Source organism: Dyella japonica A8, assembly GCF_000725385.1.
Classification (GTDB): Bacteria; Pseudomonadota; Gammaproteobacteria; order Xanthomonadales; family Rhodanobacteraceae; genus Dyella; species Dyella japonica_C.
Genome location: NZ_CP008884.1, coordinates 4,519,937 through 4,534,371, shown reverse-complemented (window position 1 = coordinate 4,534,371; position 14,435 = coordinate 4,519,937). Strand labels below are relative to the sequence as shown.

Below are 14,435 nucleotides of genomic sequence, written 5' to 3'. Positions count from 1 at the left end.
CGGAGCGGCGAAGCGATGAAGTGGTTCGCAAAGGCCGCTCACTGAGTGACCTTGCGAGTCCGCGGTCGCGCACAAGGTGCGCTCCCACAGCGCGGCGGCAGGGCCACTTCATCGATGTCGTGCCCAGGCTACGGCGCCCGGATTTGCCTCAGCACTCGATAACGTTCACCGCCAAACCACCGCGCGAGGTTTCCTTGTACTTGTCCTTCATGTCGCGGCCGGTGTCGCGCATGGTGGCGATCACCTTGTCCAGCGACACGCGGTGCTTGCCGTCGCTCTTGAGCGCCATGCGGCTGGCGTTGATCGCCTTCACCGAGGCCATGGCGTTGCGTTCGATGCAGGGAATCTGCACGAGGCCGCCGATGGGGTCGCAGGTCAGGCCCAGGTTGTGCTCCATGCCGATCTCGGCGGCGTTCTCCACCTGCAGCACGTTGCCGCCCAGCGCGGCAGCAAGGCCGCCGGCCGCCATGGAGCAGGCCACGCCGACCTCGCCCTGGCAGCCGACTTCGGCGCCGGAGATCGAGGCGTTTTCCTTGTAGAGGATGCCGATGGCGCCCGCGGTGAGCAGGAAGTCGACGATGCCGTTCTCGTCGGCCTTCGGGATGAAGCGGTGGTAGTAGTGCAGCACCGCGGGCACGATGCCGGCCGCGCCGTTGGTCGGTGCGGTGACCACGCGGCCGCCTGCGGCGTTCTCTTCGTTCACCGCGAGGGCGTAGAGGTTCACCCAGTCAAGGATGGTCAGCGGATCCTTCAACGATGCTTCCGGCTGCGAGCGCAGATCCTCGGCCATCTGCGGTGCGCGGCGCGCGACCTTCAGGCCGCCCGGCAGCACGCCCGGCGAACGCAGGCCGCGGTTCACGCAGTCCTGCATGGCCTTCCAGATGGTGAGCAGGCCGGCGCGCGTTTCCGCCTCGGGGCGCCATACCTTCTCGTTCTCCATCATCAGCTGGGCGATGGTGAGCTTGTTCTTCTCGCACAGCTCCAGCATCTGGTCGCCGGTGGAGAACGGGTAGGGCTGTTCGGTGGTGTCGGCGACGATGCGGTCTTCCGCCGCCTCGTCGTGGTTCACCACGAAGCCGCCGCCTACTGAGTAGTAGTCGCGCGTGGCCAGCTCGTGGCCTTCCGCGTCATAGGCGGAGAAGCGCATGCCGTTGGTGTGGAACGGCAGCTTCTGGCGCTTGTTGAACACCAGGTCGCGCTTTTCGTCGAACTCGATCTCGTGCTTGCCCAGCACGCGCAGGCGATGCGTGGTGCGGATGCGATGCAGCGCGTCGGGGATGTGATCCGGATCGACCGTATCGGGGTGTGCGCCTTCAAAGCCCAGCAGCACCGCCTTGTCGGTGCCGTGGCCGCGGCCGGTCATGGCCAGCGAGCCATACAGCTCGGCACGCACGCGTACCACGCGGTCGAGCACGCCTTTCTCTTCCAGCCAGCGCTCGGCGAAGCGGGCGGCGGCACGCATCGGGCCAACGGTGTGCGAGGAGGACGGACCAATGCCGATCTTGAACAGGTCGAAAACGCTGACAGCCATGGAAGCACGCGGAGTGGGCGGGGAGAACCGCCTATTCTACGCGCGCTGCCGGGTCTTCGTTGACGCGGCGCAGCGACGGGTTCGGTGCGCGGGCGTATGGAGCGCGACATCTTGCAGCTTTTGCCCGTCATTCCCGCGCAGGCGGGAATCCAGGGCCTTTTTGCGACGTGGCTAAAGTCACTGGATCCCCGCCTGCGCGGGGATGACGAGTTAGGTAGGGTGCCTCAAAATGCGTACCGCACGTTCAACATGACACTGCGTGGCGCCGAGTAGAACCCCTGCGCCCAGTACAGGCTGGTGATGTACTTGCGGTCGGTCACGTTGTCGATGTTGACGGTGGTGCCCCAGTGCTGGCCAAAGTCGTAGCCGGCCATCAGCCCGAGCACGGCGTACGAACCCTGCCTGGTGAAGATCTCGCTGCCGTCCAGCGCCACGGCCTGCTGGTCGCGGTAGATGCGGTCCTGCCAGCGCAGCGTGCCGCCGACCTTGAAGCCGGGCAGGGCGTCGAAGCGGTAGCTGGTGGTGAGGCGGAACATGCGGCGCGGCACGTAGGTGCGCACGTTGTGGCCGTCTGGATCGGTAATGCCCAGCTGCGTGTAACCACCGCTGATCTGCCACTGGTCGGTGAGCTGGCCGCTTACGTCGAACTCGTAACCCTTGGAGACGGCGTTGATGCCCGTGTAGTAGTCCTGGTTGGTCGCCATGTTGTGGCCGGCGTATTCGGCGAGGCCATCCTGGCGCGAGCGGAACAAGGCGAACGAGGCATTGAGGCGGCCGTCGTACCATTCGCCCTTCACGCCGGCTTCCAGATTGGCGCCGGTGACCGGGTCGAGCACCTTATGGTTGTCGTCGGTCTGCGTCTGCGGGTTGAACAGCCTGGCGTAGCTCACGTAGGCCGAGTAGTTCTTGGCGAAGTCATACACCAGGCCGACGAACGGCGTGGTCTCGGTTTTCCCATAGTTGCTGGGCACGCCGTAGTTTTCGCCGTACTGCTCGATGTGCACCAGGCTGGCGCCGGTGATCAAGGTGACTGGATCGGCCAGGCTCCAGCGCGCGGTGCCATAGAGCGTCTTGCGCTTGATGTGGAAATCGCCATGGCCATACGAGGCATCGAACGGCGGTTCCGGATAGTTGCCCGTCCATTCGGTCAGCGGCGGCAGCGGTGTGCCGATGCCTTCGCCGTAGCTGGACAGCTGGCGCACATCGTCCTTCGCCCAATTCGCGCCCAGCACCAGCTCATGCCTGCGGCCGGCAAGTTCGAACGGGCCGGTGGCGTAAAGGTCGGCGACGTACTGTTTTTCGTTGCTGGTATACGCCGACGGGTAGGCGTACAGGCCCAGGCCCGTTTGCGCATCCGGCGTGCCGTACACGTAGAACAGGTTGCTGTCCTCGGCGATGCGGCGATAGTTCAGCGAGGCCTTGAGGCTCCAGTCGTTGCCCAGTTGCCGGGTGAGTTCGACGAACGTGCGCGTATCGGCGATGTTCCAGCGCGACCAGTCGGCGGACGTGCTGGTGTCGCGGCCGTAGTCGGTGGGCGTGCCGTCGGTGTTGTAGAGCGGCAGCGCGCCCCACATGCCGCCGTGGGTCTTGTTCTTCTGATAGGTGACGCCGGCGGTGAGCAGGGTGCTGCTGCCCAGATCCGCGTCCACGATGCCGGAGAGCACCTGCTTGCGCAGGTTGTAGCGGTCCAGATAACTGTCGGTGTCCTGGTCGGCGGCGATGAAGCGGCCACGCACGCTGCGCGACGCGTTGAGCGGGCCGGACAGGTCCACATCCAGCCGACGGTTGTCCCAGCTTCCCACGGTGAGGCCGATATCGCCCTGGAAATCCGCCGTCGGGCGCTTGCGCACGAAGTTGATGGTGGCGGACGGATTGCCGGTGAACGAGAGCAGGCCATTGGCGCCGCGCAACACTTCGATGCGCTGGTACACGGCCGTGTCGAGGTCGCCTTCCTGCTGGCCGTTGGCGAACGGCAGGCCCACGCCGTCGACGAGGAAGTTGGTGACGTCGAAGCCGCGCGCGCTGTAGTAGGTGCGGTCGGTTTCCACGCGCTCCACGTTCACGCCGGTGGTGGTGTCCAGCACCGCGTTGATGTTGGTGAGGTTGAAGTCCTTCATCTGCTGGTCGGTGACCACGCTCACCGACTGCGGCGTCTGGCGCAGGGTCAGCGGCAGGCGGGTGGCGCCGGCCGGCGTGCGGGTGGTGTACGAATCGCCGTCGCCCGTCACGGTGGCGGTGCTTTGCACGCCTTCCAGGTTTTTCACCTTGGTGGCGTCAGGCGCATCCGGGACATCCTCGGCATGCAGCAGGGGCGCGGTCAGTGTCAGTGACAGCGCCAAAGCGAGGGTGCGGTACGAAAACGGGCGTCGCGCAAGCGAGGGCATCGGATAGCCTTGGATGTCTTGTCGGTATCGGGGGGAGAAGGCCGGGGCGGTATGGCGTCCGGCGGGCCCGCTGGGCCTCAGGTTTGTAAATGATAGTTATTATCATTTGAATTTACCAGTCTCCACCCGGGACGAGATGCCGCAACGGGCCGATGCATGGTGTTTCGAAGGCCGGGGCGGGTGTCGCTCGATGTGGCTGCACGGTATCTTCCGGCCCCTATGCCGATGCGATACGTGCTCTATCAGCGGGACTACTGCCACCTGTGCGACCAGGCGCTGGCCGTGATGGCCGAGGCGCGCGCGCCGGATTTCGACAGCCAGTGGGTGGACGACGACGAGGCGCTGGAAGCGCGCTATGGCGCGCGGGTGCCGGTGCTGCGTGACAGCGAGGACGGTCGGGAGATGGACTGGCCGTTCAGTGCGAACGATGTGCGGGTGTTCGTGAACTTGTAAAGCTGTGGGAGCGCACCCTGTGCGCGATGACATGGAGGTCGCGCACAGGGTGCGCTCCCACAAGGTTTTTCGAACCGGGCTTACTTGGCGCCAAGCACCAGGTGCGCGTTGATCTTCACCTCGTTGGCGATCACCGAGGTGTCGGCGTAATCGCCGCCGCCTACGCCGAAATCCAGGCGCTTCACCGCGCCGGTGATGTCCATGGTCGCGCCCGTACCGGCCGGCTTGAACACCACGTTGAGGCTGACCGGCTTGGTCACGCCGCGCAGCGTGAGGTTGCCGTCGGCGATCACCTGCGCGCCGTTCTGGCGGAAGCCGGTGGTCACGAAGTGCGCCTTGGGAAACTTGGCAACGTTGAAGAAATCCGAGCCGGGCAGGGCGCCGTCACGGTCCTTGTCGCCGGTCTTCACGCTGCCCAGGTCCACCTCCACGTCGAACTTCGAGCCGGCGACCTTGGCCGGGTCGTAGCTGATGGCGGCGGTCCACTGGCCAAAGCTGCCGTCGAACGACTGGCCCTGGAAGCTGCTGCTGAAACCGAGCTTGCTGCCGGCAGGCTGCACGGTGTAGTCGGCGGCGCTGGCCAGGCCCGGCAGGGCCAGCGCGAGCAGCAGGGGTGCGAAGCGAAGTGCGGAACGGATCATGGGCGTTCTCCTTGAGGATTCTGGCGCAGGCGTGCGAAGGGGAGCATGCGCCGCAGGGTGTTGTCGCGATCGATCAGGTGATGCTTGAGCGCGCCGCCGATATGCAGCACCAGCAGCAGCACCAGGAACCAGAACAGGTATTCGTGCACTTCGTGCCAGAGGTGGCGCGCATCGGGATTGGCGGCGGTGAGCGCGGGCAGGTTGAACATCTTGAAGAACTGCAGCGGCTTGCCGACGATGGAGTTGAACCACCAGCCGCTCAGCGGCAGCAGCGCCACCAAGGCGTAAAGCGTGATGTGCACGGCGTGCGCGGCAAGGTGCTGCCAGCGCGGCGCGGGCTCGTCCTTGGGCTGGCGGTTGAAGAAACGCCACAGCACGCGCAGCAGGAACAGTGCCAGCACGGTCAGGCCGATCGACTTGTGCAGCGCCAGCCAGTTGATCTTCTGCATCGGGTTGCCGGCCAGATCCATGCACAGCCCGAAGATGCCGTTGCCGATGATCAGCAGGGCAATGGTCCAGTGGAAGAACTTGGCGACCGATCCCCATTGACGGTCGGTGTTGCGAAAACTCATGGCGATTCCTTGTTGTTGCGGGTGGTGTCTTCCTGGATGGCTTCCAGCTCCAGCCACACACTCACGCCGTGGCCAACGGCGTTGGGCGTGGCGGTGATGCCGTAGTCGTCGCGCTGGAGCATCAGCGTGCCGGAGAAACCGGCGACGGTGTGCATGCCGTAAATGGTCGTGCCAAGCCGATTGAAGGTGAACGGGATGTCCACCGCGCGGGTCACGCCGCGCAGGGTGAGGTTGCCGTGCACGATGCCGTGGGTGTCGTCCTTGCGCTCCACCGACGTACTGGTGAAGTGCGCATAGCGGGCCTTTTCAACGTCGAGATAGGCCGGCTTCAACACGGCCGCGCTCCATGCGGCGTCGCCCATGTCCAGGCTGGCCAGGTCGATATCCAGCTCGGTGGCGGACTGGCTCCAGTCGTCCTGATCGAAGCGCAGCCACCCTTTGGCGATATGCAGCCGTCCGAACGGGCGCGAAAACCCGTTGTGGTCGATGCTGAAAAGGATCTGGCTGTGCGTCGTGTCGTACCGGTACGCGACTGGCGCAGCCGACACGGCCGCCAGTGGCGCCAGGGCGCACGAGAGGGCGAGCAGCAGGCGGCTTGGAAGGCGTGACCATGGCATGGTGGGAGTCTGGACGATCCCTACGGGTGATGCCAGACGCTGTCCCCGAACGGATTGTTTCCCAAGGGGCAACGTCAGGACGGCGCGCACGGCAAGTCTGCCGAAAGCCATGTTCGTTCCGGCACGGTGGGTCTGGCATCATCGGACGATTCTGGGGGAAGTGCATGTTGCCGTCCTTGCTGTTCAGCCTTGTCCTGTCCCTGGGTGCGCCCGCGTCGGCGGCCGCATCCATACCGGCGGCCGTGCAGCAGGCGCCGGTGGCTTCCCCAAAGCACGCGTCGGACAACGAAGCACTGGCCACCCCGCAGTTCCGTCGCTACGGCACGGGCGAGGGCCTGCCGAGCAGCAGTGTCTATACCGTGGTCCAGGCGCCCGACGGCACCATGTGGTTCGGCACCAAGAGCGGCATCGCGCAGTACGACGGCGTTGGCTTCCATGCCTTCCGTCATGTGGCGGGCGATCCGAACTCGCTGTTCAACAACGGCATCTCGGTGCTGATGTTCGATCACGATGGTCATCTGTGGGCCGGGGGGCTGGAGGCGAGCCTCAACCGCTACGACCCGGCCACGGGCGCATTCCGCCACTGGAGCCACGACCCGGCCGACCCGGCGAGCCTGAGCAGCGACAAGGTCTGGTCCATCGCCCAGACCGGCGACGGTACCCTCTGGGTCGGCACCGCCGATGGCCTGGACCGCATGCATCCCGACGGGCGTGGTTTCGACCATGTGCTGGTGACCGGCCACACGCCCGATGCCCTGGGGCCGGTAGGCGCGCTGTTCGTGGATGCCCGTGGCCAGCTCTGGGTCGGCGCCGACAACGGCGTGTTCCGGCGCGCGGCGGACGGAACGTTTCATCCCATCCTGATCCGGTCCACGGACAAGCCGTTCGATGCCTGGCGCATCGAGGGCGACGGCGACGAAATCCGCGTGTCGTCCCCGCATGGCCTGTTCATCGTCGGCAGCGACGACCGGGCGCGGCAGGTAGGTATTGACGAGCTGCCCACGACCAACATTTTCAGCAGCGTGCGCGACCGGACGGGCCGCATGTGGATCGGCACGCAGCGCGGCCTGTTCCTGAAGGACAGTCACGACGCCGCCATCCAGGCCATTACCGACCAGCCCGTGCTCAACGGCAACCTGCCCGGTACTTGGGTCTGGCAGGTCCAGCTGGACAGCGAAGGCGGCCTGTGGATTGCGCTGTTCGACGGCGGCGTGGGCTACCTGGCGCCGGGTTGGGACAGCGTCAGCCGCTTCACGCATATCCCCGACGATGACAACAGCCTGCGCGATTCGGTGGCCTACGCCGTGGCGCGCGGCCGCAATGGCGCCATCTGGGTGGGCGAGCGTGACGGTCGCGTCGACCGGCTCTGGCCAGGCACCGGCAAGGTGGATCACATGATCTCTGGCCTGCGCGGCGACGTACTCGCGCTGACCGAAGACGTGCCCGGACGCCTGTGGATCACCGTGCGCGGCGAACTCTACCGCTATGCGAACGGCAAGCTGGACGCCGTCAACGGCGCCCAGTACGGCATGAAGCATCCGCTCGAGGTGGAGCTGGGGCCGGACGGCAAGCTCTACGCGCGTACCTTCGGCGAAGGCCTGTACCGGGTGGACCAGGACACGCTCACGGTGTCCCCGGTGTCGGTGCAACCGGCGCAGGAGAGGGCGCGCTGGGGCAGCCAGCTCACCCTCATGAACGGCACGTTCTGGTACGCCAGCGACGGCGGCCTGCTGCGCCTGGATCGCAGCAACGACCACTTCGAACCCGTGCCGGGCGTGGACGATAGCCAGCCCGTGGATGCGTTTGATTTCACCGGCGACGGCATGTGGATCGCACGCCCCGACGGGCTGGAGCATTACCGCTACACGGACACCGGGCTGGCGCTGGACCGAAAGATCAATGCCGGCCAGGGCTGGCCGTCCATCAACGTGGTGGATCTTGCCGTCGACCAGCACCAGCGCGTGTGGATCTTCGGTCGCGATGGCCTGTGGCGCTTCGATGCCGCTACCGGGCAATTTCGCGAAATGGGCCTGCAAGATGGCGTGAGCAACGGCGAGTTCCTGCGCGGTTTCGCACGCATGCCGGACGGCATGATCTATTCGCCGACCCTGGGCGGCGTGCTGGGCTTCAACCCCAACCGGGCCTCGGCGCGGGCGGAGCCGCCGCGCGTGGCAATCACGCGCATCCGCGTGCGCCGTGGTGTCGTCGTGCGCGATCTTCCGGTGCCCTCCAGCGGCGCGCTGTCCATCGACTGGAACGACTCGGGCCTGATCGTGGATTCGCGCGTGTTCTCGTACGTGGATCCCGCCGCCAATCGCTATCGCTTCCGCCTTGCCGGCCTGGACAACGCCTGGGTCGACGCGGGCAACCACGGCGAGCGCGACCTTACCGGCCTGCCGCACGGTGATTACACGCTGGACGTCATGGCGACAGGGGCGGACGGCGCGTGGGCGCAGCTGCCGCGCCCGCTGCATATCCACGTGGAGGCACCGCCGTGGACGCAATGGTGGGCGTGGTGCGTGTACGTGGTGATGGTGGTCCTGCTGGCCTGGCTCGCGTTGCAGGCCTGGCGCCGTCGCCTCGCCGCGCGCCAGCAGATTCTGCTGGCCGAACAGCGCAGCGACCTCGCCGAGCAGGCGAGTGCGGCCAAGACGCAGTTCCTCGCGACGCTCAGCCACGAAATCCGCACGCCGATGACCGGCGTCATGGGCATGGCCGAATTGCTGCTGAGCACGCCGCTCAGCCGCACGCAGCGCGATTACGCCGAGGCCATGCAGCGCTCGGGCGGCATGCTGCTCAAGCTCGTCAACGACGCCCTGGACCTTGCCCGCATCGAGGCGGGCAAGCTTGATCTTGAGGTCGCGCCGTTCGATCCGCGCGCGTTGATCGACGACATCGTGCACCTGGAGCAGGGGCAGGCGCGCGCCAAGGGTCTGCGTTTCGAGCTGGATCTGCCGCGCGACCTGCCACCGCGCATGATCGGCGACGCGTTGCGCATCAGGCAGGTGTTGCTCAATCTTGCCAACAATGCCTTGAAGTTCACCGAACGCGGTGGCGTGACCCTGCGCGTGCGCCGCGTCGACGAGGGCCTGCGCTTCAGCATCATCGACACCGGCCCGGGCATTCCCGAAGCGAGCCAGACCCGCCTGTTCCAGCGCTTCGAGCAGGTCACGGGACCGCAGCGTCGCGCGGGCAGCGGGCTGGGCCTGGCCATCTGCCGCGAACTGGTGGCGATGATGGGCGGCAGCATCGAGCTGGAATCGAAGGTGGCCTTCGGCAGTACGTTCCATGTACGCCTGCCGCTGCCGGTGGCGCAGGAGCCGGTCACCACCGCGGTGTCGGGCAATGAAGCGGTGGACGTGCCGCCGCTGCGCGTACTGCTGGTGGAGGACGACACCATCGTCGCCGCTGTTATCCGTGGCTTGCTGGAGCGCGCGGGCCACGACGTGTGCTACGTCGGCAACGGCCTCTCCGCGCTCGCCGAGCTGGCCCAGTCGGCGTGTGATGTGATCCTGCTCGACCTGGACCTGCCGGGCATCGACGGCTTCCAGATCGCACGGCTGATCCGTCAGCGCGAAGAACCCGGCAAGCGCATTCCCATCGTGGCGCTCACGGCACGCTCCGGTGGCGATGAAGAGTTGCGCGCGCGTGAAGCAGGCATGGACGGTTTCCTGCGCAAGCCGCTGACCGGCGAGCAACTGCGGGAGGCGATCCATGCACAGGTGGTGGCGGCGCGGGAGCCGGTCGACGGCTGAGGCCCTGCTCCCACCCGGAAGCAGGTTGGGGATTACATGTCGTGCTTGGTCACGTCGAAGCCGCGACGCTTGTACTCAGTCCAGCGCGTGCGCGAACCCTCGCGTTCCGCGGGGTCGGCGGCAACCACTTCCAGCACGCGGTCGTAGCGGCCGGGGGCGCACTCCTCGCGCAGGTTGATCAGCATCGGGCGATCGGGCGTTTCAACGCCGGGCGGGACGATCAGCACGGCGGTCACATGGTCATCGTCGTCACCGGCAAGCTGGTGCGTGATGAAGCCGTCCTCATCGAAATCCCACAGCAGTTCGTCGATGGCCTCGGCCTGCGCGAAATCGCGTGCCAGTACCAGCGTGGGCTGCTGCGCGGCGAACGCGCGCTTGGCCAGCTCGCACACCAGCAGCAGCGGCTGCTCGCGGAAGCGCGGCTTGTCGATCAGATAGAAGTCGGCGCGAGGCATGGCGGAAGCTTCCCTAGTTCGTCATTCCGGCGCAGGCCGGAATGACGGTGTGAGCGTGACGCGATGCGTGGTGGATTACGCAGCGCGATCCATCAGCCACTGCACCAACAGCGACACCGGGCGACCGGTGGCGAGGCCCTTGCGGCCCTCGTCCCAGGCCGTACCCGCGATGTCCAGGTGCGCCCAGCGCTGGCCTTCGGTGAAGCGCGCCAGGAAGCAGCCGGCAGTGATGGCGCCCGCGTTCTTGCCGCCGATGTTGGCGACGTCGGCGAAGCCCGATTCCAGCTGCACCTGGTAGTCGTCCCACAGCGGCAGGCGCCATGCGCGATCCAGTGTGTTCTCACCGGCAGCGATCAGCTCGGCGGCAAGGTCGTCGTGTTTGCTCATCAGGCCGCTGGCATGCTTGCCCAGCGCGATCACGCAGGCGCCGGTGAGCGTGGCGGCGTCGATCAGCACCTTCGGCTGGAACGTCTGCGCGGTGTAGGTGAGCGCGTCGCACAGGATCAGGCGGCCTTCGGCGTCGGTGTTGAGCACTTCGATGGTCAGGCCCGACAGGCTGGTAAGCACGTCGCTGGGGCGGTAGCTGTCACCATCGGGCATGTTTTCCACAGCCGGCACCACGCACACCAGGTTCACCGGCAGGCCCAGCTTCACGGCGGCCACGAAGCTGCCGATCACGCCGGCGGCGCCGCCCATGTCGAACTTCATTTCTTCCATGCCCGGGCCGGGCTTGAGGCTGATGCCGCCGGTGTCGAAGGTGATGCCCTTGCCGACGAAGGCATACGGCTTGTCGCCTTCCGCGCCGCCCTTGTATTCGAGCACCACGAGCTTGGGCTTGTTGGCCGAGCCGCGACCCACGGCGAGCAGCGAGCCGAAGCCCAGTTCGCCCATCTTCTCGTGGTCGAGCACGGTGCAGCTCACCTTGTCGTGCTGCGCGGCGAACTGCTCGGCCTGCGAGGCGATGTAGGCGGGGTTGCAGATGTTCGGCGGCAGATTGGCCAGTTCGCGTGCGACCCGCACGCCTTCGGCAATGGCGATGGCTTGCGCCAGGCCTGCCTGCGCGTCGTCGCCGCCGGCGAAGGCAAGCGCCGTCAGCTCCGGCTGCGCGGACTTCTCGCGCGGCTTGAAGGTGGCGGTGTAACGGTAGGCGGCGTAGTCGGCGGCCAGGGCGGCGGTGCGCACGCGCCAGGCGGCGTCGTGGCCCGGCACGTCCACCTCGGTCAGGTAGGACACGGCGCCGTCGATCGGCAGGCGACCCAGGGCGCGCGCGGCTTCGATGTTCACCTTCTGGTAGCGTGCACCGTCGAACGTCTTCTGCGTTCCCAGGCCCACCACCAGCACGCGCTTGGCCGCCACGCCCTCGGGCGCGAACAGCATGGCCGTGGTGCCGGCCTTGCCGTTGATGTCCCCGCTCTCCACCTGGCGCTTGATGGCGCCGTGCGCGGCGGTGTCCACGCGGGCGGCGGCACTGGTGAGCAGGCCGTTCTCGTAGACGCCGACGACCACGCAAGGGGTTTCGACGGATTCGGGAGCGGCGGAGCCAAGGCTGAACTGGAGAGTCATGGAGATGTCCTGCAGAAAGGTCCGGAAAGGCCCGGACAGGCTAGACTTGGGGTTTGCCGCACCCAGGGTTGGGGCGGCGCCAAGCCCTTCATCTTATCGCATGTCGAGAAACAGTCCCCAAGAACGGGCCGCCAGCCCGTACACTTCACTGCTGTTTCCCCTCCCGCGCCCCCGCGCGGGTAGTTCCGTGCGTGAGGACCGGTTCTGAGCATCCTCGATCGTTATTTCCTGCGTGAGCTGGCGCAAACCATCGCCGCGACCGCCATCGTGCTGCTGGCCATCATGGCCGGCACCTCGTTCGCGCGCGTGCTGCAGCAGGTGGCCAACGGCAGTTTCCCGGCCAGCGTGATGTTCCAGGTGCTGGGCCTGAACATGCTCGATGGCCTGACCACGCTGCTGCCGCTGTCGGCCTTCCTGGGCGTGCTCCAGGGCCTGGGCCGCATGTACCGCGAAAGCGAAATGCACGTGCTCGCCTCGTCCGGCATGGGCGCGAAGGGCCTGCTGCGCCCGATGAGCATCCTGGCGGCGGTCGTGGCGCTGCTGGTGGGCGCGGTGTCACTGTGGCTGGGCCCCTGGGCGGCGCGTACGTCCGACCAGCTGGTGGCCGCGGCCAACCGTTCGGTGATCGCGGCGGGCCTGGATGCAGGCCGTTTCACGCCGCTGCCGGGCAAGGGCGGCATCATCTTCGTGGACGAGCTGAGCCGCGACGGCAGCATGCTGGGCAACACCTTCATCGCCACCGAGCGCACCGGCCGCGACAATGTTCCGCACATCAAGCTGGTGACGGGCAAGCATGGCCAGCTCTATCAGGAAACCGATGGCAGCGGCCGCTTCCTGGCATTGCACGACGGCTACCAGTACGACATCCCGCTGGGCGCGGACAACTGGCGCAAGATGAAGTACGAACGCAATGACGCCTCGCTGGACAACATCCAGTCGGACACGGACGAAGAAGATCCCGCGCATTCGATGACGCTTGGCCAACTGCTGCGTACCGACAACCCGGACACGCGCGCCGAGTTCGCCTGGCGCACCATTGCGCCGGCGATGACGCTGGTGTTGCTGGCGCTTGCCTTGCCGCTGTCCCGCCAGAGCCCGCGAGAGCCGCGCTTCGGCCGACTGTTCCTGGCCATCCTCACGTTCTACTTCTACTACCTGCTGCTGGCGATCTGCCGTGGCCAGATCATCAAGGGCCACTGGCACCACTCGTTCCCGATGTGGGCCGTGACCGTGATCGTGTTCGGCGTTGCTGCGCGCATGTTCCAGAACCAGTACGGGCCGCGCAAAGTGCGCAAGGCGGGTGCGTGATGGCCTCGTTGCGCATTCGCCGCGTCGACTGGTTGGTCGGCACCACGGTGCTGGGCTCGCTGCTCACCGTATGGCTGGTCATCACCGGCCTCGATGCGGTGTTCCAGTTCCTGCGCCAGCTCGGCAACGTGGGCAAGAACGGCTACACCGTGACCAGCGCCGTGGTCTATGTGCTGGTCACGTTCCCGCGCCGCCTGTACGAAATGTTCGGCAACGCGGCGTTGATCGGCGGCTTGCTGGGCCTGGGCGGTCTGGCTGCCACCAACGAGCTCACCGCGTTGCGTGCCTGCGGCCTGTCCAAGCTGCGCATTGCCGCGTCGGCGGTGGGCGTGGTGGCGATCCTGGTGGTTGCCGTGGTGATCCTCGGCGAAACCGCGGCCCCCTGGGGCGACCAGCAGGCGCAGGCCATGCAGTTGCGCCTGAAGTCCAACAACGTGGGCCTCGGCGGTGCGTCCGGCCTGTGGGCGCGTGATGGCGATCGCGTCATCAACGCCAAGGGCTGGGTGGCCAAGCGCACCGCCACGCACAGCACCGTGCAGCTGCTCGACGTGCGCGTGTTCACGCTGACGCCGGATGGCCAGGTGACGCGCTTCGACTGGGCGCAAACCGCCGAGCACGACGGCCGCCAGTGGGTCATGAGCAAGGTGCGCAGCACCACCCTCGACGAGGGCGGCACGCATTCCACCACGGTGGCGAGCCAGACGTGGGATTCCAGGCTCAATCCGCAGGTGCTGGAACAGTCGGTGATCCAGCCGCAGTACCTGCCCATGCGCGACCTGCGCCGCAACATCAACTACCTGGAGCAGAACGGGCAGAACCCGGGCGTCTATGCCTCCGCGTTCTGGACGCGCGCGCTGTATCCGGTGAACGTGCTGGTGCTGGTGCTGCTGGCCATGCCGTTCTCGTTCGGCACGCTGCGTTCGGGCGGCCTGGGCAAGCGCATGTTCATCGGCATGCTGCTGGCCATCGGCTGGTACTTCCTGCAGAAGGCGATGGTGAACTTCGGCACCGTCTACGGTGTGCCGCCGCTGGTGGCCAACCTGCTGCCTGCGGTGATCCTGGCCGTGATCGCGTGGGTGTACTTCCGCAAGCACGGATAAGTCGCCGCCGCGTTGCATGCGGCGGCGAATGGCGTGTTGCCCGGCAAGCGAAGTAA

At 66.6% G+C, this 14,435-nt stretch carries 11 protein-coding genes; 4 read left to right on the top strand and 7 right to left on the bottom strand.

From position 1 onward, the window contains the following. Positions 1-148 precede the first annotated feature (148 nt). Positions 149-1,531 (bottom strand): L-serine ammonia-lyase, encoded by a 1,383-nt coding sequence (locus HY57_RS19325; RefSeq protein ID WP_019467136.1) that lies wholly within the window; start codon positions 1,529-1,531, stop codon positions 149-151. Between the two features lie 224 nt (positions 1,532-1,755). Next, positions 1,756-3,915 carry a TonB-dependent siderophore receptor gene (locus tag HY57_RS19320; RefSeq protein WP_019467137.1) on the bottom strand — a complete coding sequence of 720 codons (2,160 nt, stop codon included), beginning with the start codon at positions 3,913-3,915 and terminating at the stop codon, positions 1,756-1,758. Positions 3,916-4,140: 225 nt separating this feature from the next. Between HY57_RS19320 and HY57_RS19315 the strand changes: the two genes are divergently transcribed. After that, positions 4,141-4,368 (top strand): glutaredoxin family protein, encoded by a 228-nt coding sequence (locus HY57_RS19315; RefSeq protein WP_235186675.1) that lies wholly within the window; start codon positions 4,141-4,143, stop codon positions 4,366-4,368. Between the two features lie 80 nt (positions 4,369-4,448). Here the strand turns inward: HY57_RS19315 and HY57_RS19310 are convergent, their stop codons facing one another. Genes HY57_RS19310 through HY57_RS19300 form a run of 3 tightly spaced genes read right to left on the bottom strand, consistent with a single transcriptional unit; the run spans position 4,449 to position 6,198 of the window. Next, positions 4,449-5,009 carry a YceI family protein gene (locus tag HY57_RS19310; protein WP_019467139.1) on the bottom strand — a complete coding sequence of 187 codons (561 nt, stop codon included), beginning with the start codon at positions 5,007-5,009 and terminating at the stop codon, positions 4,449-4,451. Next, a complete protein-coding gene (locus HY57_RS19305) occupies positions 5,006-5,581 on the bottom strand; it encodes a cytochrome b (protein ID WP_019467140.1) in 576 nt (191 codons plus the stop codon). The genes HY57_RS19310 and HY57_RS19305 overlap by 4 nt, the downstream gene beginning before the upstream one ends. Continuing rightward, on the bottom strand, positions 5,578-6,198 hold the full coding sequence (locus HY57_RS19300; RefSeq protein ID WP_019467141.1) for a YceI family protein: 621 nt from the start codon (positions 6,196-6,198) through the stop codon (positions 5,578-5,580). Before HY57_RS19300 ends, HY57_RS19305 begins: the two co-directional genes overlap by 4 nt. Positions 6,199-6,362: 164 nt before the next feature. On the opposite strand from HY57_RS19300, the gene HY57_RS19295 reads away from it, so the two are divergent. Then, entirely contained in the window at positions 6,363-9,953 is a 3,591-nt protein-coding gene (locus HY57_RS19295; protein ID WP_019467142.1) for a hybrid sensor histidine kinase/response regulator, read from the top strand. Between the two features lie 32 nt (positions 9,954-9,985). On the opposite strand, the gene HY57_RS19290 is transcribed toward HY57_RS19295, so the two are convergent. Both HY57_RS19290 and HY57_RS19285 read right to left on the bottom strand, forming a co-directional pair. Next, on the bottom strand, positions 9,986-10,408 hold the full coding sequence (locus HY57_RS19290; RefSeq protein ID WP_019467143.1) for a DNA polymerase III subunit chi: 423 nt from the start codon (positions 10,406-10,408) through the stop codon (positions 9,986-9,988). A gap of 75 nt (positions 10,409-10,483) precedes the next feature. Continuing rightward, positions 10,484-11,971, bottom strand: coding sequence for a leucyl aminopeptidase (locus tag HY57_RS19285; protein ID WP_019467144.1), 1,488 nt, complete (start codon positions 11,969-11,971; stop codon positions 10,484-10,486). Positions 11,972-12,181: 210 nt separating this feature from the next. On the opposite strand from HY57_RS19285, the gene lptF reads away from it, so the two are divergent. Both lptF and lptG read left to right on the top strand, forming a co-directional pair. After that, positions 12,182-13,279, top strand: a complete 1,098-nt coding sequence (gene lptF / locus HY57_RS19280) for an LPS export ABC transporter permease LptF (RefSeq protein ID WP_430536790.1) — start codon at positions 12,182-12,184, stop codon at positions 13,277-13,279. Beyond that, positions 13,279-14,379, top strand: a complete 1,101-nt coding sequence (gene lptG / locus HY57_RS19275; RefSeq protein ID WP_019467146.1) for an LPS export ABC transporter permease LptG — start codon at positions 13,279-13,281, stop codon at positions 14,377-14,379. Before lptF ends, lptG begins: the two co-directional genes overlap by 1 nt. The last annotated feature ends 56 nt before the right edge of the window (positions 14,380-14,435 follow it).